Source organism: Micromonospora costi, from assembly GCF_003626655.1.
Classification (GTDB): Bacteria; Actinomycetota; Actinomycetes; order Mycobacteriales; family Micromonosporaceae; genus Micromonospora; species Micromonospora costi.
The window spans coordinates 104,684-130,398 of sequence record NZ_RBAN01000003.1 but is presented as its reverse complement, the minus strand read 5'-3'; the positions used below and the strand labels follow the sequence as shown (position 1 = coordinate 130,398).

Here is a 25,715-nt window from a genome sequence, read left to right as displayed (position 1 = left end):
CCTCAGCGGTTGGTGACGTCGTGGGGCGTGTCCGGCCGGCGCTCCGGTTCCTGCTCCTCCGGGTGCCGCTGCTCCGGCTGGTCCGGAAGGCCCTCGTCGGACTGGCGCGGCGCCGGTGGCCGTGCCTGCACCGGGTCCTCGCCGAGCAGATCGGCGACGAGCGCGCGGTAGTGCACCACCGCCTGCCGCAGCTCCTCCGTGCTGGCCTCGCCCCGGGTGTTGCGCAGGTGGATCTCGTGCGCGTCGCGGTAGTGAGTCAACGTGCGGGCGTGCTCGACGGACAGATGGGCGATCTGGTCGGAGAAGTCACCGGTGGGGTAACCGCGTTCCGCGACGAGCCGGGTGACCAGTTCGTCGGCGTCGCCCACGGCGTCGGCGGGGGAGTCGACGAAGCGGACCTGCAGTTCCTCCCAGGCGGCCGCGTAGCGGGCCCGGGACTCGGGGGAGAGCGGGGTGAGCGTCAGTTCGGCGTGCCGGCGTTCACGGTCCCTCAGCTCCCGTTCGGCGGCGGTGCGGCTGTCCCGCTCGGCGACCACCCGGTCGTACTCGGGGCCGAAACGGTCGCGCAGGGACCGGCGACGGGCCACCGTCCGGGCGGCGACGGCCAGCGCCGCGATCACCAGCACGGCGAGGATGACGACGATTATCTGCGTGGGCGACATGGCTCCTCCTTCGTCACCCGGTATTCCCTCGGCTCACTGATCGCCAATCCCCATCCGCGGCACTTTCCTGCGGCGACCACGGGTTGGATGTCGAGTCGATCATCGGCTCGGGCGGGGGGTTTGGGCGCTCTGTCCGGTTCACGGGCCGCGGGTGGCACACCTGCGCTCGCGAGGAGACGTGCGACTGCCCGGCCGGCGTCAACCTCTGATCGACCCACAGCGCGCCACCCGTCGGCCACCACCGTCGGCGCGCCCGTTCGTGATCGGCTCCACATCGGAGCGTCGTGGTAGGCGCAACGGGCGGTAGTGCATCGGCCCGGGATTACGTATCCTGCCCAAGGCGCCCGTGCCGGTGCCCGGCGCCAGGTGCCGGGAGGCTGCCCCGGTGGGAGCGCTGCCCGGCCGTCGCCGGCGCCCCTTCTGCCACACCCGGGCGAGGTCCGATGAGAACGCGCGACTGGCCGATCCGCTCGAAGCTGACGGCGCTGGTCGTCGTACCGGTGACCGCCCTGCTGGCGCTCTGGATCTTCGCGACCACGCTCACCTTCGGGCCGGCCCTCGACCTGCTCGCCGCCCGCACCTACCTCTACGACCTGGGACGGCCCGGCGAGGCGGTGGTGGCCGAGCTGCAACGGGAGCGCCGGCTCACGGTGGTGCAGCTGGCCAGCACCGAGGCGTTGCCGGCCCTCGCGGAGCAGCGGCAGCGGACCGACCGGGCGATCGACGAGCTGCGCCGCCGGACCGGCGGCGAGGAGTTCCGCGACGCCGCCGACGCGCCGCTGGAGGCCCGGGTCGACCAGCTGGTCACCGCGCTCGAGGCGCTGCCCGCCGGTCGCGACTTCATCGACCGGCGGAGGCTGGACCGGGCCGGGGCGTTCGGCCTCTACAACGGAATGATCGGGTCGGCGTTCCAGGCGTTCTCCGCCATGGCGGCGCTGCCCGAGCCGGACCTTACCCGGGAGGCCCGCGCGCTCACGGCGCTCGGCCGGTCCCGGGAACTGCTCGGCCAGGCCGACGCGCTGCTGGCCGGCGCTGTGACGGCCGGCCGGTTCGCCGACGGGGAACACGCCCGCCTCGTGCAGATCATCGGCAACCAGCGGTTCCTCGTGGAGGACGCGGTGGCCGACCTGCCGGCGGCGGACCGGACGGCGTACCAGCGGCTCACCGAGGGCGAGGCGTTCGCCCGGCTCCGGGCGATGCAGGACGGCCTGGTCGCCGCCGACCGCGCGGCGCCCCCGCCCGTGGACCCCGCCGGATGGCAGGCCGCCTACGACGCGGTCCAACAGCAGCTGCGGGAGTTCGAACTGGACGCGGCCGACGGGCTCGCCGACCGTTCGGTGCCGACCGCGGTACGGGTGCTCGTGCGGCTCGCCGCCGCCGGCGTGCTCGGGCTGGTCGCCGTGGTGGTCTCGGTGCTGGTGGCGGTGCGGGTCGGCCGGACCCTGGCCCGGCGCCTCAGCGGCGTACGCACCGCCGCCCTCGAGCTGGCCGAGCACCGGCTCCCGGACGTGGTGACCCGGCTGCGCCGGGGCGAGCAGGTCGACGTGGCCCGCGAGGCGCCCCCGCTGGAGTACGGCGACGACGAGATCGGCCAGGTGGGACGGGCGTTCAACGAGGTGCAGCGCACCGCCGTCCAGGCGGCCGTGGACGAGGTCACCCTGCGCCGGGGCCTCAACGAGGTCTTCCTCAACATCGCCCGGCGCAGCCAGGGCCTCGTGCACCGGCAGCTCGCCCTGCTCGACCGGATGGAGCGCGGCGCCGAGGACCCGGACGAGCTGGCCGAGCTGTTCCAGGTGGACCACCTCGCCACCCGGCTCCGCCGGCACGCCGAGGACCTGGTCATCCTGGCCGGCGCGGCGCCGGGCCGCGGCTGGCGCAACCCGGTCGCGATGCTCGACCTGGCCCGCGGGGCGATCTCCGAGGTCGAGGCGTACGACCGGGTGGACATCACGAGCGTGCAGCCGGCCGGCGTCCTCGGGCGGGCCGTCGGCGACGTCATCCACCTGCTCGCCGAGCTGATCGAGAACGCCACCGCCTTCTCCCCGCCGGCCACGAGGGTGACGGTCTCCGGCCAGCGGGTGGCCAAGGGGTACGCGCTGGAGATCACCGACAGCGGCCTGGGCATGTCCGACGCCGCGCTCGAGGACGCGAACCGCCGCCTGGCCCGCTCGCCCGAGTTCGATCCGGCCGAGAGCGCCCGCCTCGGGCTGTTCGTCGTGGCGCGGCTGGCCACGCGGCACGGTGTACGGGTGAGCCTGCGCCGCTCCGAGGCGGGCGGGGTCATCGCCGTGGTGCTCGTACCGCCCGATCTGATCACCGACGAACCGGCCCTGGGCGTGCTCGACTCCGACGGCCGGGCGCCGGGACGGCCGCAGCGGCGGCTCACGGGCGGGCCGCGGCGCGGCGCGCTGCCGCGACCCCGTGCCGCCGCCGACCGCCGCCGGTCGTCACCCGACGCCCCGACCGTCGGCCGGCCCGCGCCCGCACTGCCGGGCGCCGTCGAGGAGGGCGCGCCGCAGCCGTCCACGGACGCGGAGGCCGGTGCCGCCACCGGCGGCGAGATCGACGGACTGCCCCGGCGGGTCCGGCGGCGCGGCCCGTCCGCCCGGCCGCGGCACCCGGGCGCCGACACCCCGACGCCCCGCCCGCCCGAGGAGGTGCGCCGGGTGATGTCGGCGCTCCAGGCCGGCACCGCCCGCGGCCGCCTCGCCGCCGACGCCGGCCGTCCGGTACCCCGACCGGGTGACGCGGCTCGCCCGGCCGCTCCGGCGGCCGACCCGGCGGGTACCGCCCGCCCGCCGGCCGCCGGTCCCATGCCGGCCGCCGCCGGTACCGCCGTTCCCGCGCCAACCGCCGGCCCTGTGCCCGTAGCGGAAGGGGCTGCCGCTCCCACGCCGGCCGACGGCCCCGCGACCACGGACGGGGCAGCCCACCACGCGCCCACGCCGGCGGACGGGCCGGAGCCTCCGGCGGGTGACCCGGCCCGCCGGACGCCTCGCGACGCCGACAAGACGGTCGCACTGCCGACCCTGGCGCCGGTGGCACGTGACGAACCGACCGAGAGTGAGAGGGACGCCTAGTGCGGCAATCGACGAAGCAGAGCGCCGATCTCGACTGGCTGCTCGACGAGTTGGTGCAACGGGTACCGGCCGCCCGCGAGGCGGTGGTGCTCTCGGCGGACGGGTTGCTGCTCGGGGCCACCGCCGACCTGGACCAGGCCGCCGCCGAGCACCTGTGCGCCCTCGCCGCCGGCTTCGCCAGCCTGGCGCGTGGCGCGAGCCGGCACGTCGACGGCGGGCCCGTGCGGCAGACCGTGGTGGAGATGGAGTCGGCGTACCTCTTCGTGACCGCGGCCGGGCAGGGCGCGTGCCTCGCCGTGGTGAGCGACGCGGACGCGGACATCGGTCTGGTGGCGTACGAGATGGCGATGCTGGTCATCCGGGTCGGCGAGTACCTGACGGCGCCGGCCCGGTCGGCGGCGGGTGCCGTCGATGCTGACTGAACCGCCCGGGCCGCAGCACGAGTGGCTGGACGACGCCGCCGGCCCGGTCGTCCGTCCGTACACCCTCACCGGCGGTCGGGTCCGGTCCGCCGCCGACGGGTTCGACCTGGTGGCGTTCGTGCTGGCCGGTCCCGAGGTGGACGCCGCCGACCCGCGGCTGTCCCCGGAACACCGGCGCCTGGTCGACCTGGCCCACCGGCCCGTGCCGGTCGCGGAGCTGGCGGCCGAGCTGGACCTCGCCGTCGGCGTGATCCGCGTGCTGCTCGGTGACCTGCTCGCGCGCGGTCTGGTCGCGGTCCACGAACCGCCCGCCGCCGCCCCCCTGCCCGACGACGACATCCTCAAGGCGGTGGTCAGTGGACTCCGTGCGCTATGACCGAACCGGTTCCGGCACCCGGATCCCGTTGGCCCTGAAGATCCTCATCGCGGGTGGCTTCGGGGCCGGCAAGACGACGCTGGTGAGCGCGTTGAGCGAGGTCCGGCCGTTGCAGACCGAGGAGATCCTGACCGGCGCCGGTGTCGACACCGACGACATCTCCGGGGTGGAGGGGAAGTCCACGACCACGGTCGCCATGGACTTCGGGCGGATCACCATCAACGACGACCTCCAGGTGTACCTGTTCGGCACCCCGGGGCAGGACCGCTTCTGGTTCCTCTGGGACGAACTGGCCTTCGGCGCGCTCGGTGCGGTGGTGCTCGCCGACACCCGGCGGCTCGCCGACTGCTTCCCGTCGATCGACTACTTCGAGCAGCGCGGGATCCCGTTCGTGGTGGGCGTGAACTGCTTCGACGGCGCCCGCCGCTTCGACCTGGAGAGCGTACGCCGGGCCCTGGACCTCGACCCGGACGTGCCGCTCGTGCTCTGCGACGCGCGCGACCGGCAGTCCGGCAAGCTGGTGCTCATCTCCCTGGTCGAGCACGTGGCCCGGCAGCGGGGCGAGCCGGTCCCGGCGGCCTGAGCCGCCGACCCGCGACGTGCCGGTTACCGTGCCGGCCGCCGGCACCTCTGGTTGGATCTGACCAAGGCGTCGGCGGAGGGTGGGACGGTGAACGGTCGGGACGGGGTCGTCCACATCGGGTGCTACACGGCGGAGAGCGGCGGCCGGGGGACCGGCATCATGGCGGCCCGGCGGGACGCGGCCACGGGCGCGTTGACGCCGCTGGGCACCGTGGCCGCGACGGCCTCGCCGTCCTTCCTCACCCGGCACCCGGCGCTGCCCGTCCTGTACGCGGTCAACGAGCTCCCGGCCGGGAGGGTCAGCGCGTGGCGGGTCGGGGACGACGGCGGCCTGACCCCGCTCGCGACCCGCGGCACCGGCGGGGCGGAGCCGTGCCACCTGGCCGTGATGCCGGGCGGGGGTCACCTCGTGGCCGCCAACTACGGCGGCGGCAGCGTCGCCGTCTTCCCGCTCGACGCGGAGGGTGTCCCCGGCGAGCGCAGCGACCTCGTCGTGCACGAGGGGCACGGTGCGGACCCGGAGCGCCAGGAGCGGGGGCACGCGCACATGGTCTCGCCGGACCCGGCCCGCGGCCCGCTGCTCGCGGTCGACCTGGGCACGGACTCGGTCTACCGGTACGACCTCGACGCCGCCACCGGCCGGCTGGTGCCCCGGGCCCCGCGGGTCCGTACGGCGGCCGGGGCCGGCCCTCGCCACCTGGCCCGGCACCCGGACGGGCGGCGCTGCTACCTGGTGGGTGAGCTGGACGCGACGGTCACCGGGTACGAGCTGAGCGACGGCTCGCTGCACCAGCGCAGCCGGGTCGACGCGAGCGGGCGGCCGGGGCACGTGCAGCCGTCGGAGGTGGCGGTGGGGCCCGACGGGCGCTTCCTGTACGTGGCCAACCGGGGCGTCGGCACCATCGCGGTCTTCGACCTGCGGGGGGAGCGGCCGGACCTGGTCGCCGAGGTGGACACCGACGGCGAGTGGCCGCGCCACTTCGCGCTGGTCGGCGAGCATCTGTACGTGGCGGACGAGCGGGCCGACATGATCCGGGTCTTCCGGGTCGACCGTGACAGCGGGGTGCCCGAGGCGGTGGGCGAGCCGGTGCCGGTGCCGAGCCCGACCTGCGTGCTCCCCTGAGCCCGTGCGGGGCCGCCGGACGGCCGACGTGGCGGTGTTCCGGCGACACGGTGAGTCCAGCCCGTCACTCTCCGTCTCTATACAGAGATCAACTGTTTCTGCTCCGTAACTTTCGTCCGTTCGGTTGTGGCAGTTGTGTGGCGGGATACGCAAGATGGTCACCGTGTCTGCAGGCCGCCATCGCATGCGTTCCAAAATCCGTGGAGCAGCCGCCGCCGCATCGGCGGTGGCGCTCGTCGTCGTGGCGACGGGCACCTGGTTCGGTTACCGAGAGTTAGTCAAACCCTCCTGTTCCGGTGAGATCGAGCTGTCGGTGGCGGTGGCCTCCGAACTCGCTCCCGCGGTGGACGCCGCCGCCTCGCAGTGGGTCGAGGACGGCGCCGCAGTGGGCGGCACGTGCATCGCGGTCAACGTCTCGGCCGCCGATCCGGTGGACGTCGCCGCCGTGGTGGCCGCCAAGCACGGCGCGCTCCTCGCCGGCGTGGGCCAGGCCAGTGGCACGGCGGTGGCCCCGGACATCTGGATCCCCGACTCGTCCACCTGGCTGCTGCGGCTGAAGAAGAACGCGACCGCGTTCGCGCCCACCAACGGCGCTTCGATCGCGCGCAGCCCCGTGGTCGTCGCGATGCCGGAGCCGGTCGCCACCCGCATCGGCTGGCCGAAGGCGAAGCTGCGCTGGGTCGACCTGCTCAACCAGGTGAACAGCAGCAAGCCGCTGCGTACCGGGATCGTGGAGCCCACCCGCGACGCCGCGGGCCTCTCCGGCCTGCTGTCGCTCACCGCGGCGGCCAGCTCGTCCGGGGGCGACGCCCAGCGCAGCACGGTGGGTGCCCTGCGTGCGCTGGCGACCGGCCGGTCCGCCCTGCGCAACGACCTGCTCGCCCGGTTCCCGACCGCCAGTGACCCGACGGCGATCGCGAGCGGGCTCGGCGCCGCGGCGCTGTCCGAAGAGGACGTCATCGCGTACAACAGCAAGAAGCCGCCGGTCCCGCTGGCCGCGCTCTACCTGGAGCCCGCGCCGGCGCCGCTGGACTACCCGTTCGCGGTGCTGCCCGGCATCGAGCCGGCGAAGGCCTCGGCGGCGCGCGTGCTCTACGAGGTGCTCACCACGCCCGGCTTCCGTGACCGGCTCGCCGCCCAGGCGTTGCGCGCGCCCGACGGCAACTGGGGCGCCGGGTTCAAGGCCCCGCAGGGCGCTCCGAGCCCGGCCGGCGAGCCGTCAGCCGCGCCGACCAACGGCGGTACGGCCGCGGGCGGCCTCGACGCGGACTCGATCGACCGGGTCGTCTCCAGTTGGTCCATCGCCACCCAGTCCGGCCGGATGCTCTGCGTCATCGACGTCTCCGGCTCGATGAAGGCGGGGGTGCCGAGCGCCAACAACCGTAGCCGTGAGGAGGTCACGGTCGAGGCGGCACGGCGTGGGCTGAGCCTCTTCGACGACTCGTGGTCGATCGGCCTGTGGACCTTCTCCACCCAGCTGGTCGGTTCCCGGGACTACAAGGAACTCGTCAACATCGCCCCGCTGTCCAGCAACCGGAGCAGGCTCGAGTCGGCGCTCAGCACGATCCGCCCGTCCGACGGCGACACCGGCCTGTACGACACGATGCTCGCGGCGTACAAGGCGGTGCAGGACGACTGGCAGGCCGGCCGGGTGAACTCGGTGGTGCTTTTCACCGACGGCAAGAACGACGACAAGGACGGCATTTCGCAGCAGAAGCTCCTCTCGGAGCTGAAGCGCCTCTCCGACCCGGAGCGGCCGGTGCAGGTCATCATCATCGGTATCGGTGAGGGCGTCAGCGAGGCCGAGCTGCAGTCGATCACGGGGGTGACCGGCGGCGGCAGCTTCGTCACCAAGGACCCGACCGAGATCGGTAGCATCTTCCTCAAGGCCATCGCGCTGCGTCCGCCGGCGCCGCGCTGATTGTGCGGTGCTGACCAATTGGTCAGCAAAAGGGGCCCGCTGTGCCGGTGAATCCGGTACGGCGGGCTCTTTTCGGCACCTGTCGTCGTCGGGGAAAGTGACGGCAATACGTCGGAAGCGATCGGCCGCGATACGTGCCGGGGCAGGATGGCGAGGTGCTCCGGCATCGTCGGCCTCACCCGGCTCGACCACGCCGCCGGGCCGTCCTGAGCGAAGTGGGAGGGACTCGTGACCTCGGCGACGCTGTTGACCCCCACCCGGACGCCGTCGAGGTCGGCCGAGGCCCCCACCGGGGCCGCCGCCCGCACCGACGAACGAAGCTACGTCCGGGCCCTCGTGGTGCTCGACGCCACCGTCCTGAGTGTGGCGTTGCTGGTGGGCTACCTGGCCCGCTTCGGCGACAAGCAGCCGGGCGGCTCGAAGGTGTCCTACGTGCTGGTGGCTCCCGGCCTCGTGCTGGCCTGGCTGCTCGCGCTCAAGGCCCTGCGCTGCTACGACGACCGCGTGATCGGCTACGGCGCCGACGAGTACCGCCGGGTGACCATGTCCGGCCTGCGCCTGGCGGCCGCGATCGCCATCGCCGACTACGTCATCGAGGTCGGCGTCTCCCGCACCTTCCTGGGCATCTTCTTCGCGGTCGGCATGGTCGGCCTCGAGGTGGCCCGGTTCGCCGCGCGCAAGCAGCTGCACCGGGCCCGGTCCCGGGGCGTCGGCTGGTCGCGCAAGGTGCTGGTGGTCGGCGACACGGCCCACGTGCTGGAACTCGTGCATACCCTGCGCCGCGAGCCGTACGCCGGCTACCAGGTGGTCGGCGCGTGCATCCCGGACGCGCTGCTGGCACCGGTGGCGCAGCGGCTGGGCGACGTGCCGGTGGTCGGTTCCTTCCGTGGTATCCCGGAGGCGGCGACCGCCATCGGCGCGGACACCGTCGCGGTCACCGCGTCCGGTGAGCTGACCGCGGCCCGGTTGCGCCGGCTGGGCTGGCAGCTGGAGGGTACGGGGATCGACCTGGTGCTCGCACCGGCGCTCACCGACGTGGCCGGTCCCCGGATCCACACCCGCCCGGTCGCCGGCCTGCCGCTGATCCACGTGGAGGCGCCCGAGTTCCGGGGCACTCGCAAGCTGGTCAAGGCGCTCGTGGACCGGTCCGTCGCGGTGATCGTCCTGACGGTGCTGATGCCGATGCTGGTGGTCATCGCGCTCGCCATCCGGGTGGACAGCCGGGGGCCGGTGTTCTTCCGGCAGACCCGGGTCGGTCAGGGCGGCCGGGAGTTCGGGGTGTGGAAGTTCCGCACCATGGTGGTCAACGCGGACGCGCTCCTGGCCGAGCTGGCCGCCCGCAACGAGACCGACGGCCTCATGTTCAAGATGCGCCACGACCCGCGGGTCACCCGGGTGGGCCGGACGCTGCGCAAGTGGTCGCTGGACGAGCTGCCGCAGCTGATCAACGTGCTGCTCGGGCAGATGAGCCTGGTCGGCCCGCGCCCGCCCCTGCCCTCCGAGGTGGCCCGCTACGACGGGGACGTGGCCCGGCGGCTGCTCGTCAAGCCGGGCATGACCGGGCTCTGGCAGGTCAGCGGCCGGTCCGACCTCAGCTGGGAGGACGGCATCCGGCTCGACCTCTACTACGTGGAGAACTGGTCCCTGGCCGTCGACCTCACCATCTTCTGGAAGACCTTCGGCGCGGTCATCAACGGGCGCGGAGCGTACTGAGCGCCGGCGGCGACGTCAGGGCTGCGGGCCGGTCCAGTCCAGGCAGACCACGACGGCGTCGTCGACCAGGTCGCCGGACACGAAGGCGCGCAGGTCACCGAGGAGCGACCGGACGGCGTCCAGCGGCTCCATCGACCCGGTCCGGCGCAGGAACCGGTCCAGGGCGGTCTCGCCGTACCGGGTCTGCTGCCCGGCCGCTTCGATCACGCCGTCGCTGACCACGAAGAGCCGTTCCCCGCGGTGCAGGGTGAACCGCTGCTCGTGGTAGTCGGTCGCCTCGAACATGCCGAGCGGGAACTGCGCCTCCAGCGGTTGCCCGTGGACCTCGCCGTCGCGTACCCGCAGCAGCCGCGGGGAGCCGGCGTCCACCACGGTCATCTCGCCGCTGGCCAGGTCGAGTTCCATGATCAGGGCGGAGAGGTGCTGGGAACCGCGGTGCAGGTCGTAGACGGCCTGGTCGGCGAGGGCCGCCTGGTCAGCCAGCGCGAGGCCGCCCCGGCGGGCGTTGCGCAGCGCGCTGGTGGCCAGCGCGGTGAGCATCGACGCCGCGACGCCCTCGCCCATCCCGTTGATGGTCGCCAGCCAGAGCCGTTCCCCGTCATCGGACCAGTCGAAGCTGTCGCCGCGCACCGCGTACGCCGGCTCCAGCTGGCCGGCCAGCTTGAACGCCGGGCGGGTCCGGCTCCGGCCGGGCAGCAGCTCCCACTGCATCTCGGCGGCGAGGGTGAGCCGGCGGCTGCGGCGGGCGGAGCGGTAGACGTCGGTGCCCGCGGAGACGGCGGCCAGCTCGTGGGCCAGGGCAGTGCCGATCTCGGTGAGCGCGGCGTGGGCGGCCGGGTCGTCCGGCGCCGGGGCGGTCCGGAGCACGCCGCGCCGCTCGCCGCGCATGCTCACCGGGAAGTAGCCGATCCCGTCGGCCACCACCGGTTCCTGGTGGTCGAAGCAGCGCCAGGCCGGGTGGCCGGGGGTGGTGATCCCCTCGCCTCCGCCGAGCGGCAGCAGGACCGCGAGCCGGTAGTCGACCTGCAGCAGTTCGGTGGTGGTGATCGCGTACGTGTCCGCGAGGACGGCGGCGACCGCGGCGACCAGACGATCAGCCGGAGATTCGTTGAGGACCTCTCGTGCCCGGTTGACCGCTTCGTCCATACCCGCTCCTCGATCGCCGGCCCGACACACCCCGGTTGCGGAGTACTCTCGGGCCACCATGGCCGAACTGCACCGTCCACCGGACCCCGAGATGAGTATGGCCGCCGCACTGGACGCGGTGGCGGGTGCCCTGCTGACCGTGTGGGAGGCGGCGCGGGAGCGGACGACCAGCCGGGTCTCCGGCGCCCAGCTGCGCGCCGTGATGGTGGTCGAGCAGCACGACGGCATCAACCTGCGCCGGCTCGCCAGTCGCCTGGACATGCTGCTCAGTTCGGCCAGCCGCCTCTGCGACCGGCTGGTGGCCGCCGGCATGCTGGAGCGCGAGCCGGGGCGGCTCGACCGGCGCGAGATCTCGCTGCACCTCACACCGGAGGCGCGCCGGCTTCTTGCCGAGCTGCGGGACGACCGGCGCGACCAGCTCGCCCGCATCCTCGCCGGCATGACGCCGCAGGGGCGGGAGGCGCTGCTTCAGGGCATGCGCGAGTTCGACGAGACCGCCCGCCGGCAGGAGGCCGCGTCCGCGCCCGTGGAGCCGGTGCCGGTGCGCCCGGACGGGCTCGACGACGCGCACACGCTTCCCGCGCCCCGGGAGTGGCCGGCGGGCGAGCCGCCGGTGGCGCGGACGGCCTGACCTCCGCGCCGGCCGTCACCCCGCCCGGGCCAGCCAGCCCGCCGGTCGGGTGATGATCCGCCGGACCACCGAGCCGGCCGCCCCCACGGCGGCGGCGTCCGCGCCCAGTACCGCCGGCCGTACGGTGACCGGCGACCAGGCCGCCGTGAGCACCCGGCGGGAGATCTCGGCGAGCACGGGTGGCCGCAGCCACGGGGCGAGCGGGGCGTAGCCGCCGCCCAGCACCACGGTGTCCAGGTCGAGCAGGTTGACCACGCCGGCGACCGCCACGCCGAGGGCCGTGCCGGCCTCGCGCAGCGCCCCGAGCACGTCGGCGGCGCCGCTCCCGGCCAGTTCGGCCAGCCGGGCCGCGGCGGTGTCGGCCGGCAGGTCGGCACCGGCCAGGCCGGCGGCCGCCAGGATGGCCTCCTGCCCGGCGTACTGCTCGAGGCAGCCGCGACCGCCGCACCGGCAGGGCCGCCCCTCGGGGCTGACCGGGATGTGCCCGATCTCGCCGCTCCAGCCACGGGCGCCCCGGAAGAGCGCGCCGTCCAGCACGATGCCGGCGCCGATGCCGACCTCGCCGGAGATGTGCAGGAAGCTGGCCGGCCCGTCGGGGTCGGCGTGCAGCTCGCCGAGCGCCGCGAGGTTGGCCTCGTTGTCGACGACGAGCGGGGGTACGCCGTCGACCGCGTCGGTCAGGGGCGGGTGCACGGCGAGCAGCGACGGCACGGGCACGTCCCGCCAGCCGAGGTTCGGCGCCAGGCGGACCGTGCCGGCGTCGTCGACCAGGCCGGGCACGGCGAGCGCCGCCCCGGCCAGGGTGAGGCCCTGCGCCGTGGCGTCCGCCCGGGCGCGGCCGGCGAGGTCGACGAGCCGGGCGAGGGCGTCGGCGGGGGAGTGCGGCCGCAGGTCGGCGCGGTGCACGGTGTGGTGGCGTACCCGGCCGGCGAGGTCCACCACGCAGGCGGCCAGGTAGTCCACGTTGATCTCCAGGCCGAGCCCGGCCGGCCCGTCGCCGGCGAGCACCAGGCCGCGGGCGGGGCGGCCGGCACCCGAGCGTGGCGCCGGGTCGGCCTCGGTGACCAGCCGGCCGGTGATCAGGTCCTCGACGACGGCCGAGACGGTGGCCCGCGTGAGGCCGGTCTCGGCGGCCAGGTCGGCCCGCGAGGGCGGGCGCTCGGCGGCGGCGATGCGGCCGAGGACCACGGCGAGGTTGAGCTCGCGCAGGCTGCCCTGGCGGACCGCCCCGACGAGGCCGGGAGTAGACGTCACCCCTTGACACTGCCACAGCTCAGCCAAATAATTCAATCGCTGAACAAATAGTGGACCCCACCCCCGGAGGCTGCCATGGCACCCCGTCCCACTTCCGCCGACAAGTTCTCCTTCGGGCTCTGGACCGTGGGCTGGCAGGCCCGGGACCCGTTCGGTGACGCCACCCGCCCGCCGCTGGACGCCGTGGAGGCGGTGCACCGGCTCGCCGAGCTGGGCGCGTACGGCATCACCTTCCACGACGACGACCTGATCCCCTTCGGCGCCGACGCCGCCACCCGCGACCAGCACATCGCCCGCTTCCGCAAGGCGCTCGACGAGACCGGCCTGGTGGTACCCATGGTCACCACCAACCTGTTCACGCACCCCGTCTTCAAGGACGGCGGCTTCACCAGCAACGACCGGGACGTCCGCCGGTTCGCGCTGCGCAAGGTGCTGCGCAACGTCGACCTGGCCGCCGAGCTGGGCGCCCGCACCTTCGTGATGTGGGGCGGCCGGGAGGGCGCCGAGTACGACGTGGCCAAGGACGTCCGAGCCGCGCTGGACCGCTACCGCGAGGCCGTGGACCTGCTCACCCAGTACGCCATCGACCGCGGCTACGACCTGCGCTTCGCGCTGGAGCCCAAGCCGAACGAGCCCCGCGGCGACATCCTGCTGCCCACCGTCGGGCACGCATTGGCCTTCATCTCCACGCTGGCGCACCCGGAGCTGGTCGGCCTGAACCCCGAGGTGGGCCACGAGCAGATGGCCGGGCTGAACTACGCGCACGGCATCGCCCAGGCGCTCTGGCAGGGCAAGCTGTTCCACCTCGACCTCAACGGCCAGCGCGGCATCAAGTACGACCAGGACCTGGTCTTCGGCCACGGCGACCTGCTCAACGCGTTCGCCCTGGTCGACCTGCTGGAGAACGGCGGCCCGCAGGGTGGCCCGGCGTACGACGGCCCGCGGCACTTCGACTACAAGCCGTCGCGCACCGAGGACATCGACGGCGTGTGGGCGTCCGCCGAGGCGAACATGCGCACCTACCTGCTGCTCAAGGAGCGGGCGGCGGCCTTCCGGGCCGACCCGGAGGTGGCCGAGGCGCTCGCCGCCAGCAAGGTGACCGAGCTGGCCGCACCGACCCTGGGCGACGGCGAGGGCTACGACGAGCTGCTCGCCGACCGGTCCGCCTTCGAGGAGTTCGACGTGGACGCGGTCGCCGCCCGCGGCTTCGGCTTCGTACGGCTCAACCAGCTCGCCGTCGAGCACGTGCTCGGCGCGCGCTGAGGCGGCCACCATGCCGCTCGTGGCGGGGGTGGACTCGTCCACCCAGTCCTGCAAGGTCGTCGTCCGGGACGCGGAGACCGGGGCCCTGGTGCGCCAGGGCCGCGCGCCGCACCCGGACGGCACCGAGGTCGACCCGGCCGCCTGGTGGACGGCGCTGCGGGCGGCGGTCGACGCCGCCGGCGGGCTGGCCGACGTGGCGGCCGTGTCGGTCGGCGGTCAGCAGCACGGCATGGTCGCCCTGGACGAGACCGGCCGGGTGGTCCGGCCGGCGCTGCTGTGGAACGACACCCGCTCGGCGGACGCCGCTGCCGACCTGGTCGAGGAGGCCGGCGGCGGCGAGACCGGGCGGCGGTTCTGGGCGGACGCGGTGGGCAGCGTGCCCGTGGCGAGCTTCACCGCCACCAAGCTGCGATGGCTGGCCCGGCACGAGCCGGAGCACGCGGATCGCGTGGCCGCCGTGTGCCTGCCGCACGACTGGCTCACGTGGCGGCTGGCCGGGGCATCCGACCTGGGCACGCTGCGCACCGACCGGGGCGACGCGAGCGGCACCGGCTACTGGTCCCCGGCCACCGGGAAGTACCGCTTCGACCTGCTCGAACGGGCCTTCGGCCGCCGCCTCGCGGTGCCGGCGGTGCTCGGTCCCGCCGAGACGGCCGGTGAGCTGCACCCGGCGGCGCTGGGCACCGACGGCGTGCCGGCGGGCGCCGCCGCCGGCGGGGCGCTGCTGGGGCCGGGCACCGGCGACAACGCGGCCGCCGCGCTGGGCGTCGGGGCCGGCCCGGGCGACGTGGTGGTCTCCATCGGCACGTCCGGCACCGTGTTCAGCGTCGCCGAGGGGCCGTCGGCCGATGCCACGGGCATCGTGGCCGGCTTCGCCGACGCGACCGGCCGGTTCCTGCCGCTGGTCTGCACGCTCAACGCGGCCCGGGTACTGGACGCCGCCGCGTCGATGCTCCGCGTCGGCCTGGACGAGCTGGCCGACCTCGCGCTCGCCGCGCCGCCCGGCGCGGACGGGCTCGTGCTGGTCCCCTACCTGGAGGGGGAGCGCACCCCGAACCGGCCGACGGCCACCGGGGCGGTGCACGGCCTGACCCTGCGCACCTCGACCCCGGCGCACCTGGCGCGCGCCGCCGTGGAGGGATTGCTCTGCGCGCTCGCCGACGGTCTCGACGCGCTGGTCGCCCAGGGCGCCGAGGTCCGCCGGGTGATCCTGGTCGGCGGCGGGGCCCGGTCGGTCGCGGTGCGGCGGATCGCGCCGCAGGTCTTCGGCTGCCCGGTGGTCGTGCCGCCGCCCGGCGAGTACGTCGCCGACGGGGCGGCCCGCCAGGCCGCCTGGGTCGCGCTGGGTGGCGACGCGCCTCCCGGGTGGCGGCTCGACGGCACCGAGGAGTACGCGGCCGAGGCCGTCCCCGCGATCCGTGAGCGGTACGCCGCCGCCCGCGGGCTGATCCTCGAACGCGACTGACCCCGCGGGGCATCGCCACCGATCGTCACCGGTCGAATCGTGACGGGTCCGTCATGGACACGTGGGCGATGCCCCGCCTCCGGGGTCGCGGCAACCGGCGAGCCGTCACCCGGTCGTGACCTTGGGCTGATTGGCTTCCGCTCATGACCATGACCCGGGGTGGGATGGCACGCGCCTGGGGCGGGACGCCGGTGCACCGCGGCTACAGCGTGGTGGTCTTCGTGCTGCTCGCCTCGCTGGACAACGTGGCCATCGGGCTGGTGCCGCCGCTGTACGGGCCGATCGCCGACGCGTTCGCCGTACCGCGGGGGATGCTCGGCCTGGTCACCGCGACCAGCTTCGTGGTCAGCGCGGCGGCCGCGGTCGCCTGGGCGTACGTCGGCGACCGCGCCAACCGCAAGCGTCTGCTCATGGTCGGCACGCTGATCTGGGCCGCCGGGACCGGCGGCAGCGCGCTCGCCGGGAACTTCCCCCTCTTCCTCGCGGCGCAGGTGGTGGCGGCGATCGGCCTCGGCGCGGTGGGCTCGGTCGGCTTCTCCGTGGTCACCGACCTCATCTCGCCGCGCCGCCGGGGCCTGGTCATGAGCTTCTGGGGGCTCTCCCAGGGCGTCGGCACGCTGGCCGGGACGCTGGTCGCCGGCCTGCTCGGCAACACCGACTGGCGCCGGCCGTTCCTCCTGCTCACCGTCGTCGGCCTGGCCGCCACGGTGGCGTACCTGTTCACGTACGACATCCGGCGCGGGCAGAGCGAGCCGGAACTGGCCGGCGCGCTCGCCGAGGGCGGCGACTACGACTACCGGATCAGCCGGTCGGACCTGCCCCGGATCCTGGGCCGGCGCACCAACGTGTGGCTCATCCTCCAGGGGCTCACCGCGCAGGCCGCCTTCGGGTCGCTGGTCTGGCTGCCGGTGCTGTTCAGCGAACGGGCCGAGGCGCAGGGCTTCTCGGAGCCGACCGCCGTGGCCGTGGGCAGCGTCTTCGCCACCCTGTTCCAGCTCGGCGGGGTGTTCTCCATCGTCGGCGGTCTGGTCGGCGACGCGGTCCAGCGCCGTACCCCCCGGGGCCGCGGCCTCGTCGCGGCGGTGGGCGTCCTCGCCGCGGTCCCGTTCTACCTGGTGCTCTTCTTCGTGCCGATGCGCATCGACGTGCCGGACGGCGCCGGCGCGGGCGGTGTGGTGGGTGCCGTGCTGGCCAGCGTCTTCACCGAGCCGACGGTCGGGCTCAGCCTGCTCACCGCGCTGCTGGCGCTGGCCCTGACCTCGGCCAACTCGCCGAACTGGTTCGCCCTGATCGCCGACGTCAACCCGCCCGAGCACCGCGGCACCGTCTACAGCCTCGGCAACCTGGTCAACGGGATCGGCCGGGCGGCGGGCAACGGTCTCGCCGGGCTGGCCTTCCGGGCGCTCGCCGCGCCGTTCCCGCCGCCGCTGAACTTCGCCGTGGGGCTCGCGGCGTTCCAGCTGTTCTTCGTGCCCACCGGCGTCATGTACTGGCTCGCCGCGCGCAACTCGCCGCGCGACATCGAGGCCGTGTACGCGCTGCTGCACGACCGCGCCCGGCACGTGCGCGCCGAGACCCGGTGAGCCGGCCGACGACGCCACCCGCCACGGCGGGGTCTCCGGCCGCGACCGGAGACCCCACCCGCGTCAGGCGCGGAACCAGACCGTCACGTCGGTGGGGACGGCGCCGTCGTCGGTGAGCGGGGCGCTGGAGTGCAGCACCTCGGCCCCGGCCGGCAGCGGCACCGGCGCCTCGCCGAAGTTGGTGAGCACCGTCAGCCCGCCGTTGTCGAAGATGAGCACCGCGTCGCCGGACTCCCGCCAGCGCAGCGCGCTCCGGCCCAGCGCGTACTCGCGGCGCAGCCGCAGCGCGGTCCGGTACATCTCGTAGGTCGACCCGGGCACGTCCCGCTGCCGGTCCAGGGCGTACTCGGCCCAGACGGCCGGCTGCGGCAGCCAGCTCGCGTCGGTCGGCCCGAACCCGTACGACGGGGCGTCGGCCTCCCACGGGATCGGCACGCGGCAGCCGTCCCGGCCCCGCTGGGTGTGCCCGCTGCGCGCCCAGGTCGGGTCCTGCCGGGCCTCGTCGGGCATCGTGGTGTGCTCCGGCAGCCCCAGCTCCTCACCCTGGTACAGGTAGGCCGAGCCGGGCAGGGCGAGCATCAGCAGGGTGGCCGCGCGGGCCCGGCGCAGGCCGAGCGCCGCGTCCGGCTGCGGGTCGCCGATGCCGATGCCGTTCGGCCGCGGCGTGCCGACCGGCAGGCCGAGCCGGGAGGCGTGCCGGACCACGTCGTGGTTGGACAGCACCCAGGTGGTCGGCGCGCCGACCGAGTCGGTCGCCTCCAGCGAGCGGGTGATCACCGCGTACTGGGCGGGCGCCGTCCAGGACGCCAACAGGTACTCGAAGTTGAACGCCTGGTGCATCTCGTCCGGCCGCACGTAGCGGGCCAGCCGTTCGGCCGGCTCCACCCACGCCTCGGCCACGAGGATCCGCTCGCCGGGGTACGAGTCGAGCACCCGGCGCCACTCCCGGTAGATCTCGTGCACGCCGTCCTGGTCCCACATGGGCGGGCGCGGCTTGTCCTCCTCCTCCCTGCCGGAGAGGATCTCCTGCGGCTCCCGCCAGTCGGCCAGGTCGGCCTGCTTGACGAGGCCGTGCGCCACGTCGACCCGGAAGCCGTCCACGCCGCGGTCCAGCCAGAACCGCAGGATGTCGAGGAACTCCGTGCGCACCTCGGGGTTGTCCCAGTTCAGGTCCGGCTGGCCGGTGTCGAACAGGTGCAGGTACCACTGGCCGGGCTGGCCGTCGGGGTCGACCACGCGGGTCCAGGCCGGCCCGCCGAAGACGCTCTGCCAGTCGTTCGGCGGCTGCTCGCCGGCCGGGCCCCGGCCGTCGCGGAAGACGTACCGGGCCCGTTCCGGGCTGCCGGGCGCCGCGGCGAGAGCCGCCGCGAACCAGGGGTGGGCGGACGAGGTGTGGTTCGGCACCAGGTCGACGATCACCCGCAGGCCGCGCGAGTGCGCCTCGGTGATGAGCTTGTCGGCGTCCGGCAGGCGGCCGAACAGCGGTTCGACGTCCCGGTAGTCGGACACGTCGTACCCGGCGTCGGCCTGGGGGGACGGGTAGAAGGGGGAGAGCCACACCGCGTCGACACCCAGGTCCACGAGGTGGTCGAGGCGGGCGGTGATGCCCGGCAGGTCCCCGATTCCGTCCCCGTCGGAGTCGGCGAACGACCGGGGGTAGATCTGGTAGATGACCGCCTCGGTCCACCAGCCGGTGATCGGGTCGCCGGACGGGTTCTGTTGCGTCACGTTGGTGTTCAGGGCCTTCTCCCGTGTGTGCGTGTGGTCGTGCGGCGGTCCCCCCGGCGACGGTGGCGGGCGGTCCGTTCAGTGTGCCCGCGGCGGTGCGGTCGATTCACGGACGACCAGCCGAGTGGGCAGGATCACGGGCGGGTCCGGCGTGTCGGCGCCGCCCGGGTCGGTCGCCGGGTCGAGCGGGCGACCGCCGACCGGGCCGAGGGCCCGGCCGCCCAGCGGGTCGAGCAGGATCCGGGCGGCCAGGCGGCCCTGCTCCGCCGCCGGCTGGGCCACGGTGCTGAGGCCGAGCACGCCGGCCAGGTCGTGGTCGTCGATCCCGATCACGCTGACGTCCTCCGGTACGCGCAGCCCGGCGTCGCGCAGCGCCGTCATCGCACCCATCGCCATCTCGTCGCAGGCGGCCACGATGGCGGTGGGCGGCTCGCCGCGTGCCAGCAGCTCGGCGGTGGCGCGGGTGCCGCCGTCGATCGTGAACTGGGACTCCACGTCCAGGCTCGGGTCCGGGCGCAGCCCGGCGGACCGCAGCGCCGCCTGGTAGCCGCGCCGCCGGTCGACATGGGTGGTGAAGGCCAGCTCGTCGTCGGGGTCGCCGGAGATGTGCGCGATGCGGCGGTGACCCAGGTCGAGCAGGTGCCGGGTGGCCAGCCGGGCGGCGGCCACGTCGTCGATGCGGACGCACGGCCAGCCCGGCACCGGTGTGCCCGAGCTGATGATGACGCCCGGCACCTCCAGCGCGGTGAGCGCGCTCAGGTCGGCGCCGCGCAGCGGGGTGGCCACCAGCATGATGGCGTCGACGCGCTTGTGCAGGTTCGCCGTACGCAGCACCCGCTGCCGCATCTGCTCCCGGCCGCCGAGGTTGTAGAGCAGCAGGTCGTAGCCGCACTGGTGGAGGAACTCCTCGACCGCCTCGACGACGGTGGCGAAGAACCACCGGGTGATCCTCGGGACCACCACGGCCACGGTGCCGGTGCGGCCACCGGCCAGGCGCGACGCGCTCGGCGAGACCGCGTACTCCAGTTGCTCGGCCGCGGCGAGCACCCGGCGGCGGGTCTGCGGCGACACCGTCGGGAGGCCGCGCAGCGCACGGGAGACGGTGGCCGTGGAGACCCCGGCCAGGCGGGCGACATCATCGATCGTCGTCACGGTTCCCCCCGCTCCACGTCCGCGCCCGCCGCCGCCCGGGTGGCGGGCGGCGGCGGAGGCACGGTCAGCCCTTGACGCTGCCGGCGAGCAGACCCCGGACGAAGTAGCGCTGGAGCGACAGGAACACGATCAGCGGTACGACGATCGAGACGAACGCGCCGGCCGTGAGCCGCTGCCACTCGTTGCCCCGGGTGCCGGCCATCTCGGCCAGCCGGACGGTGAGCGGGGCGGTCTCGTTCCCGCCGCCCGCGAAGATGAGCGCGACCAGCAGGTCGTTCCAGACCCAGAGGAACTGGAAGATGCCGAACGCGGCCAGCGCCGGGGTGATGAGCGGCAGCACGATGGTGCGGAAGATCTTCGGGTGGGTCGCCCCGTCGACCCGGGCCGCCTCCATGAGGTCGCCGGGCAGCTGCGAGATGAAGTTGTGCAGCAGGAAGACGGCGAACGGCAGCGCGAAACAGGTGTGCGCGAACCACACCTGCGCGAACTTCTGCTCGTCGACCAGGTCCCAGGCGGGCAGTACCTGGATGCCGCCGACGGTGACGCCGGTGGAGAAGAACTTCAGCAGCGGCACCAGGGCCATCTGCAGCGGCACGATCTGCAGGGCGAAGATCGCGATGTAGAGCCAGTCCCGACCGCGGAAGTTCATCCACGCCAGCGCGTACGCGGCCAGGGCCGCGAAGGCGAGCGGGAAGAGCACCGACGGGATGGTGATGGCCAGCGAGTTGATGAAGTAGCTGGCCAGCTGCCCGGAGGAGGACGAGCGGCCGAACAGCACCTCCTGGTAGTTCTCCAGCGTGAACTGCGGGTTGCCGAAGAAGGTCCACCAGCCGGTCGTCTTGATCTCGTCCTCGGGCCGGAACGAGGAGATGAACAGGCCGAAGGTCGGGACGGTCCAGAGCAGCGCGATGACGATCGACACCAGGGTCGCGGTGCGGCTGTTGAGCCGCTTGCGGACCCGGCCGGCGACGGTCTTCGGGGCGGTGGTGTCCTGGGTGCCCGCGGGGATCGTGGGGGTGGCGGTGGTCATCTCAGCCCTCCCGCTGCTGACGGAGGTTGCGGATCTGGTAGATCACGATCGGGATCACCAGGATGAAGAGGAAGACCGCGAGTGCGGAGCCCTGCCCGTTCTCGCCGTAGCGGAACGCCTGGTTGTACATCTCGCTGGCGATCACGTTGGTGTCGTAGTTGCCGTTGGTCGCGGTCCGGACGATGTCGAAGACCTTGAGCGTGCCGATCGACAGGGTCACCACCACGACGATCAGCGCCGGGCGGATGCTCGGCATCGTGATCTGCCAGAACATCTGCCACGGGCTGACCCCGTCGAGCCGCGCCGCCTCGACGATGTCCGCCGGGATGGCCTTGATGGCCGCGGAGAGCACCACCATGGCGAAGCCGGCCTGGATCCAGATCATGATGACGACCAGCAGCAGCGTGTTGAGCGGTGACTCCAGCAGCCACTGCCGGGGCTCGCCGCCGAGGCTCACGACGATCTGGTTCAGCAGGCCGATCTGCTCCTGCCCGTCGCCCCGGTAGGCGTAGACGAACTTCCAGATGATGCTGGCGCCCACGAAGGAGATGGCCATGGGCAGGAAGATCAGCGACTTGGCCACCGCCTCGAACCGGGCCTTGTCGACGAGCACCGCGTAGATGAGGCCGAACGCGGTGGCCACGAGTGGTACGAGGAGCACCCAGACCAGGGTGTTGATCAGCACCCGGACGATGGAGTTCTCGCTGAACATCCAGCCGTAGTTGCGCAGCCCCACCCAGTCGTTGCTGTTCGAGTCCATGAACGAGAGCAGCGTGGTGCGGATGGCCGGGACGATCAGCCCGATGGTGAGCAGCAGCAGCGTCGGCAGCAGGAAGAAGAGCGCCATGCCGCCCTCCCGCCGTCTCCGGCGTCGGGGGAGCGGGGCGCCGCTCGCGGAGGCGGCGACGAGCTGCGCCTCCCGGCGGCGGGCGAACCAGGCCGGCACCACGTCGAGAAGCAGGAGCAGCCCGCCCACCACCGCGACGAAAGCGATCAGCCCGTACATCAGCATGAGGAACTTCGGCTGTTCCTCCGCGAAGTCGAACTCCATCGACCCTCCCAGGTCCGTTGTCCGCCGGTGGGCCGGCCCGCGTCCCGCGGACCGGCCCACCGGCTCAGATCACTTCCAGCTGCTCTCGATGCCCTGGAGCACCGACGCCGTGTCCTTGCCGTTCACCCAGTCGACCATGCCCTTCCAGAACGTCCCCGCGCCGACCGCGGCCGGCATCAGGTCGGAACCGTCGAAGCGGAAGACCGTGCTCTTGTCCTGGAGGATCTGGACGGAGAGCTTGTCGATCGGGTTGGCGACGTTGGCCAGGTCGAGCTTGTTGTTGGCCGACACCCAGTCGCCGATCTTGGCGCGGCTGTTGGCGTACTCGCCGGAGGCCAGGTAGGTCTGGACCGCCTGCACCTCGGGCCGGTCCGCGAACGCCGCCACGAACTCGCCGCCGCCCAGCACCGGCTTGCCCTTGGCCGGGTCGACGGCCGGGAAGTAGAACGCGAAGACGTCGCCGTCCTCGGCCACCTTGGTGCCCTCGGGCCACTGGTTGGCGTAGAAGGACGCCTGGCGGTGCAGGGCGCACTTGCCCGTGGTGATCGGCACGCCGGCCTCCTGGAAGGAGGTGGTGGCGAGGCTCTTCACGCCGCCGAAGCCGCCGTTGACGTACTTCTCGTTCTTCAGGATGGTGCCGGCCCGGTCGACGGCCTCGGCGACCTTCGGGTCGTTGAACGGGATGCCGTGGGTGGTCCACTGGTCGTAGACCTCGGGTCCCGCCGTCCGCAGCATCAGGTCCTCGATCCAGTCGGTGGCCGGCCAGCCGGTGGCGTCACCGGACTCGATGCCGGCGCACCACGGCTTCATGCCGGTGGCCGCGATCGTGTCGCTGAGCTTGATCAGGTCGTCCCAGGTGGTCGGGACGGTCCAGCCCTTCTCCTGGAACTGCTTGGGGGAGTACCAGACGAAGGACTTCACGTTCGAGCCGAGCGGCGCCCCGTAGAGGGTGCCGTTCACGGTGCTGTACTTCAGCCAGTCGGCCGGGTAGTTCTGCTCGGCCTGGGCCTTGGTGTCGGCGGGCGCCGGCTTCAGCTTGCCCGCGTCGGCGAACCGCTTGAGCAGACCAGGCTGGGGGATGAACGCCAGGTCGGGGGCGTTGCCGCCGTCCACGCGGACGCCGAGCTGGGCCTCGAACTCGCCGCTGCCCTCGTGGTCGATGTCGATCCCCGTGCACTCCTCGAACTGCTTCCAGGACTCGTCGAGACGGTCGGCCTCGATGTCCCGGATCGAGGAGTAGATCGTGACCTTCTTGCCGTCGTGGCCCTGGTACTTGTCGTATGCGGCGCACTCCGCGGAGTCCGCGTTGCTGCTGCTCCCCTTGTCGTTGCCGGTGCCGCAGGCGGCGGCGCTGAGCGCCAGCCCCAGTACGCCGGCGATCACGAAGGCCTGGCGTGGTCTGGCAAAGACCGCCATGCCGTCCTCCTTTCTTGCCGGCGCGATCGGGTGACCCCGGCGCCGGTCCGATGGGCGTCTCCACATGTAAGCGCTTGCATCCGGCGCGGTCCACCCCCTGTCAGACACGGACGAGTAACAATCCGGAAACCTCGGGTCCCCCCGTGGGCACGCTCCCGGCCCAGATCCCCGCCTCTTTCGATAGCCGGCGATATCTGTCAGGCTAGACGCATCCCATCGAAGGATTTCGACATAGGGGGAACTGGATGCGTAAACGTTGGTTCAGCCTGATGGCGGCCGCCCTGCTGCTCGGGAGCACCCTGCTCCCGGCGGCGCCGGCGATGGCCGCCCCGACGTTCAAGGTGCCCTTCCCGTGCGGCCAGTCCTGGTCCGGGCAGACGCGCAGCGACCACAGCCCGGCGTACGCCATCGACTTCAACCGCACCGACGACCTCGGCGACCCGGTGGTGGCCAGCGCGCCGGGCACCGTCGACCGGGTCACCGACCTCGGTGGCACCAGCTACGGCAAGTACGTACGGATCGACCACGGCGGCGGCTACACCACGTACTACGCCCACCTCAACGGCTTCAACGTCTCCGTCGGCCAGAGCGTCGGCTACGGCAAGGTGATCGGCTGGGTCGGCAGCACCGGCGGCTCGACCGGCCCGCACCTGCACTACGAGCAGCGCCTCAACGGCAGCGACATCCAGGTGCGGTTCAACGGCAGCCTCGCCCTCTACTGGGGCACGAAGACGTACACCAGCGACAACGCCTGCTCCTCGGGCGCCGGCTCGGGCACGGTCGACACCAGCGGCACGCCGCTGACCGTGCGCTCCGGGCCGGGCACCAACTACTCGGCCGTCGGCACGGTGGCCGACGGCACGCGCGTCACCATCCAGTGCCAGACCAGCGGCACCACGGTCACCGGCACGTACGGCACGAGTTCGATCTGGGACCGGATCGGCTCCGGGCGGTTCATCGCGGACGCGTACGTCTACACCGGCTACGACGGCTACATCCCGAACGTCCCGCGCTGTTGACGCGGCCGGCGGGCCCGGTCGACCGTGGCCGGGTCCCGCCGAGCGGGCCCGGGCTCGGCGGACCCCGGCGGGCCCGGACAGTAGGGCGCCGGGGCCACCGCGTCCGGTGCCCCTGTCGGGAGGACGGAGCAACGGGTCGCGGTGACCCCGGCGGGTCGGGGTGGGGGAGGCGGTGCCGGCGTCAATTGAAGATGCTGACACCGCCCGGGCCGACGAGCAGCCCGACGATGATGAGGACGATGCCCCACAGGATCTGCCGACGGAACAGCGCCAGGATGCCGGCAACCACCAGTACGACCGCGAGAATCCAGAGAATCAGCTCCATGTCGGGTCAGGTACCCGACGCGCTCAGGCGGGAAACCTCTCCCTGATCAAGGTGGTCGCCCACGTGGAAGACGCTGTACGCCTGCTTGATGACGGGGTGGGCGACGTTGCGGACGCGGACCCCGCCCGGCGTGACGCCCCGCTCGCTGCCGGCATGGGCGTGCCCGTGCAGGGCCAGCGCGGTCGGGGCCGAGTCGATCGCCTGACCGAGCTGGTACGCCCCGAGGAACGGGTAGATCTCCAGCGGCTCGCCGGCGAGGGTGTCCGGCACCGGCGCGTAGTGCGTGAGCGCCACGAGCAGGTCGCAGTCGAGGCTGTGCAGCGCCTGGGCCAGCCGGTCGGCGCTGTCGGTGGTCGTCCGGACGAACGCCTTCATCTCCGGCTCGCCGAAGTCGCTCGCGCAGCGCCCGGCGAAGCCGCCGCCGAAGCCCTTCACACCGGCCACGCCGAGCCGGCCGCCCGCGCACTCCAGCACCACCCCGGTGCCCTCCAGCACGGTGATGCCGGCGTCCTCCAGCACCTTGACCACCTGCGGCACCTGGTCGCACTGGTGGTCGTGGTTGCCCAGCACGGTGATCACCGGCACGCCGAGGCCGCCGAACTCCTGGGCCACGCAGCGCGCCTCGGCCTCGGTGCCGTGCCGGGTCAGGTCTCCGGCGAGCAGCAGGACGTCCGCGCAGTCGGGCAGCTCCTCCAGGGCCGGCCGGAACCGTCCGACCACGTCCTCGTCCAGATGCACGTCGCCGACGGCCGCGATCCGGATGACCATGAAAC

Annotated in this window: 22 protein-coding genes; 12 read left to right on the top strand and 10 right to left on the bottom strand. The window is 73.5% G+C overall.

Annotated features, from left to right (window positions below; translation table 11 throughout):
* Positions 1-2: 2 nt before the first annotated feature.
* Positions 3-662: a hypothetical protein gene (locus tag D7193_RS17175; protein WP_241563160.1), complete on the bottom strand. Its 660-nt coding sequence runs from the start codon at positions 660-662 to the stop codon at positions 3-5.
* A 443-nt stretch (positions 663-1,105) separates the two neighbouring features.
* Between D7193_RS17175 and D7193_RS17170 the strand changes: the two genes are divergently transcribed.
* The 7 genes from D7193_RS17170 (at position 1,106) to D7193_RS17140 (ending at position 9,879) form a co-directional block, all read left to right on the top strand.
* Complete coding sequence (locus D7193_RS17170) at positions 1,106-3,742, top strand: sensor histidine kinase (protein WP_120780543.1); 2,637 nt, start codon at positions 1,106-1,108, stop codon at positions 3,740-3,742.
* Entirely contained in the window at positions 3,742-4,164 is a 423-nt protein-coding gene (locus D7193_RS17165) for a roadblock/LC7 domain-containing protein (RefSeq protein WP_120780542.1), read from the top strand. The genes D7193_RS17170 and D7193_RS17165 overlap by 1 nt, the downstream gene beginning before the upstream one ends.
* Positions 4,154-4,540 (top strand): DUF742 domain-containing protein, encoded by a 387-nt coding sequence (locus D7193_RS17160; protein ID WP_120781339.1) that lies wholly within the window; start codon positions 4,154-4,156, stop codon positions 4,538-4,540. The genes D7193_RS17165 and D7193_RS17160 overlap by 11 nt, the downstream gene beginning before the upstream one ends.
* Positions 4,521-5,123, top strand: a complete 603-nt coding sequence (locus D7193_RS17155; RefSeq protein ID WP_120780541.1) for a GTP-binding protein — start codon at positions 4,521-4,523, stop codon at positions 5,121-5,123. The genes D7193_RS17160 and D7193_RS17155 overlap by 20 nt, the downstream gene beginning before the upstream one ends.
* A gap of 87 nt (positions 5,124-5,210) precedes the next feature.
* Positions 5,211-6,245 carry a lactonase family protein gene (locus D7193_RS17150; RefSeq protein ID WP_120781338.1) on the top strand — a complete coding sequence of 345 codons (1,035 nt, stop codon included), beginning with the start codon at positions 5,211-5,213 and terminating at the stop codon, positions 6,243-6,245.
* Positions 6,246-6,408: 163 nt separating this feature from the next.
* Complete coding sequence (locus D7193_RS17145) at positions 6,409-8,166, top strand: substrate-binding domain-containing protein (protein ID WP_120781337.1); 1,758 nt, start codon at positions 6,409-6,411, stop codon at positions 8,164-8,166.
* Positions 8,167-8,394: 228 nt separating this feature from the next.
* Positions 8,395-9,879, top strand: coding sequence for a sugar transferase (locus tag D7193_RS17140; RefSeq protein WP_120780540.1), 1,485 nt, complete (start codon positions 8,395-8,397; stop codon positions 9,877-9,879).
* A 15-nt stretch (positions 9,880-9,894) separates the two neighbouring features.
* Here D7193_RS17140 and D7193_RS17135 read toward each other — a convergent pair whose 3' ends face one another.
* Entirely contained in the window at positions 9,895-11,025 is a 1,131-nt protein-coding gene (locus D7193_RS17135) for a PP2C family protein-serine/threonine phosphatase (protein WP_120780539.1), read from the bottom strand.
* 58 nt (positions 11,026-11,083) lie between these two features.
* Between D7193_RS17135 and D7193_RS17130 the strand changes: the two genes are divergently transcribed.
* Entirely contained in the window at positions 11,084-11,656 is a 573-nt protein-coding gene (locus D7193_RS17130; protein ID WP_241563158.1) for a MarR family winged helix-turn-helix transcriptional regulator, read from the top strand.
* A gap of 15 nt (positions 11,657-11,671) precedes the next feature.
* Here the strand turns inward: D7193_RS17130 and D7193_RS17125 are convergent, their stop codons facing one another.
* A complete protein-coding gene (locus D7193_RS17125) occupies positions 11,672-12,910 on the bottom strand; it encodes an ROK family transcriptional regulator (RefSeq protein WP_241563156.1) in 1,239 nt (412 codons plus the stop codon).
* Positions 12,911-12,985: 75 nt separating this feature from the next.
* On the opposite strand from D7193_RS17125, the gene xylA reads away from it, so the two are divergent.
* The 3 genes from xylA to D7193_RS17110 all read left to right on the top strand — a co-directional run bounded on the left by xylA (position 12,986) and on the right by D7193_RS17110 (position 17,221).
* Positions 12,986-14,173, top strand: a complete 1,188-nt coding sequence (xylA, locus tag D7193_RS17120; RefSeq protein WP_120780537.1) for a xylose isomerase — start codon at positions 12,986-12,988, stop codon at positions 14,171-14,173.
* Positions 14,174-14,183: 10 nt separating this feature from the next.
* The gene (gene xylB, locus D7193_RS17115) at positions 14,184-15,638 is read left to right on the top strand and encodes a xylulokinase (protein ID WP_120780536.1); all 1,455 of its coding nucleotides are present in this window, start codon (positions 14,184-14,186) and stop codon (positions 15,636-15,638) included.
* 143 nt (positions 15,639-15,781) lie between these two features.
* On the top strand, positions 15,782-17,221 hold the full coding sequence (locus tag D7193_RS17110; protein ID WP_120780535.1) for an MFS transporter: 1,440 nt from the start codon (positions 15,782-15,784) through the stop codon (positions 17,219-17,221).
* A 63-nt stretch (positions 17,222-17,284) separates the two neighbouring features.
* Here D7193_RS17110 and D7193_RS17105 read toward each other — a convergent pair whose 3' ends face one another.
* The 5 genes from D7193_RS17105 to D7193_RS17085 all read right to left on the bottom strand — a co-directional run bounded on the left by D7193_RS17105 (position 17,285) and on the right by D7193_RS17085 (position 23,598).
* Positions 17,285-18,961, bottom strand: a complete 1,677-nt coding sequence (locus D7193_RS17105) for a glycoside hydrolase family 13 protein (protein WP_120780534.1) — start codon at positions 18,959-18,961, stop codon at positions 17,285-17,287.
* A 66-nt stretch (positions 18,962-19,027) separates the two neighbouring features.
* On the bottom strand, positions 19,028-20,101 hold the full coding sequence (locus tag D7193_RS17100; protein WP_120780533.1) for a LacI family DNA-binding transcriptional regulator: 1,074 nt from the start codon (positions 20,099-20,101) through the stop codon (positions 19,028-19,030).
* Between the two features lie 64 nt (positions 20,102-20,165).
* A complete protein-coding gene (locus tag D7193_RS17095; RefSeq protein WP_120780532.1) occupies positions 20,166-21,131 on the bottom strand; it encodes a carbohydrate ABC transporter permease in 966 nt (321 codons plus the stop codon).
* Position 21,132: 1 nt separating this feature from the next.
* Positions 21,133-22,182, bottom strand: coding sequence for a carbohydrate ABC transporter permease (locus D7193_RS17090; protein WP_120780531.1), 1,050 nt, complete (start codon positions 22,180-22,182; stop codon positions 21,133-21,135).
* A gap of 69 nt (positions 22,183-22,251) precedes the next feature.
* Positions 22,252-23,598, bottom strand: a complete 1,347-nt coding sequence (locus D7193_RS17085) for an ABC transporter substrate-binding protein (RefSeq protein WP_120780530.1) — start codon at positions 23,596-23,598, stop codon at positions 22,252-22,254.
* Between the two features lie 245 nt (positions 23,599-23,843).
* On the opposite strand from D7193_RS17085, the gene D7193_RS17080 reads away from it, so the two are divergent.
* The gene (locus tag D7193_RS17080; RefSeq protein ID WP_120780529.1) at positions 23,844-24,617 is read left to right on the top strand and encodes a M23 family metallopeptidase; all 774 of its coding nucleotides are present in this window, start codon (positions 23,844-23,846) and stop codon (positions 24,615-24,617) included.
* Positions 24,618-24,798: 181 nt separating this feature from the next.
* Here D7193_RS17080 and D7193_RS33710 read toward each other — a convergent pair whose 3' ends face one another.
* The gene (locus tag D7193_RS33710) at positions 24,799-24,942 is read right to left on the bottom strand and encodes a GPGG-motif small membrane protein (RefSeq protein WP_165435832.1); all 144 of its coding nucleotides are present in this window, start codon (positions 24,940-24,942) and stop codon (positions 24,799-24,801) included.
* Between the two features lie 6 nt (positions 24,943-24,948).
* Positions 24,949-25,710 carry a metallophosphoesterase family protein gene (locus D7193_RS17075; protein WP_120780528.1) on the bottom strand — a complete coding sequence of 254 codons (762 nt, stop codon included), beginning with the start codon at positions 25,708-25,710 and terminating at the stop codon, positions 24,949-24,951.
* Positions 25,711-25,715 lie beyond the last annotated feature (5 nt).

What these genes read in the sequence shown, in the direction of transcription:
- D7193_RS17175 (WP_241563160.1), bottom strand. Translation starts at nt 662, where the DNA reads ATGTCGCCCACGCAGATAATCGTCGTCATCCTCGCCGTGCTGGTGATC.
- D7193_RS17170 (WP_120780543.1), top strand. Translation starts at nt 1,106, where the DNA reads ATGAGAACGCGCGACTGGCCGATCCGCTCGAAGCTGACGGCGCTGGTC.
- D7193_RS17160 (WP_120781339.1), top strand. Translation starts at nt 4,154, where the DNA reads ATGCTGACTGAACCGCCCGGGCCGCAGCACGAGTGGCTGGACGACGCC.
- D7193_RS17135 (WP_120780539.1), bottom strand. Translation starts at nt 11,025, where the DNA reads ATGGACGAAGCGGTCAACCGGGCACGAGAGGTCCTCAACGAATCTCCG.
- D7193_RS17130 (WP_241563158.1), top strand. Translation starts at nt 11,084, where the DNA reads ATGGCCGAACTGCACCGTCCACCGGACCCCGAGATGAGTATGGCCGCC.
- xylA (WP_120780537.1), top strand. Translation starts at nt 12,986, where the DNA reads ATGGCACCCCGTCCCACTTCCGCCGACAAGTTCTCCTTCGGGCTCTGG.
- xylB (WP_120780536.1), top strand. Translation starts at nt 14,184, where the DNA reads ATGCCGCTCGTGGCGGGGGTGGACTCGTCCACCCAGTCCTGCAAGGTC.
- D7193_RS17110 (WP_120780535.1), top strand. Translation starts at nt 15,782, where the DNA reads ATGACCATGACCCGGGGTGGGATGGCACGCGCCTGGGGCGGGACGCCG.
- D7193_RS17095 (WP_120780532.1), bottom strand. Translation starts at nt 21,131, where the DNA reads ATGACCACCGCCACCCCCACGATCCCCGCGGGCACCCAGGACACCACC.
- D7193_RS17090 (WP_120780531.1), bottom strand. Translation starts at nt 22,182, where the DNA reads ATGGAGTTCGACTTCGCGGAGGAACAGCCGAAGTTCCTCATGCTGATG.
- D7193_RS17085 (WP_120780530.1), bottom strand. Translation starts at nt 23,598, where the DNA reads ATGGCGGTCTTTGCCAGACCACGCCAGGCCTTCGTGATCGCCGGCGTA.
- D7193_RS17080 (WP_120780529.1), top strand. Translation starts at nt 23,844, where the DNA reads ATGCGTAAACGTTGGTTCAGCCTGATGGCGGCCGCCCTGCTGCTCGGG.
- D7193_RS33710 (WP_165435832.1), bottom strand. Translation starts at nt 24,942, where the DNA reads ATGGAGCTGATTCTCTGGATTCTCGCGGTCGTACTGGTGGTTGCCGGC.
- D7193_RS17075 (WP_120780528.1), bottom strand. Translation starts at nt 25,710, where the DNA reads ATGGTCATCCGGATCGCGGCCGTCGGCGACGTGCATCTGGACGAGGAC.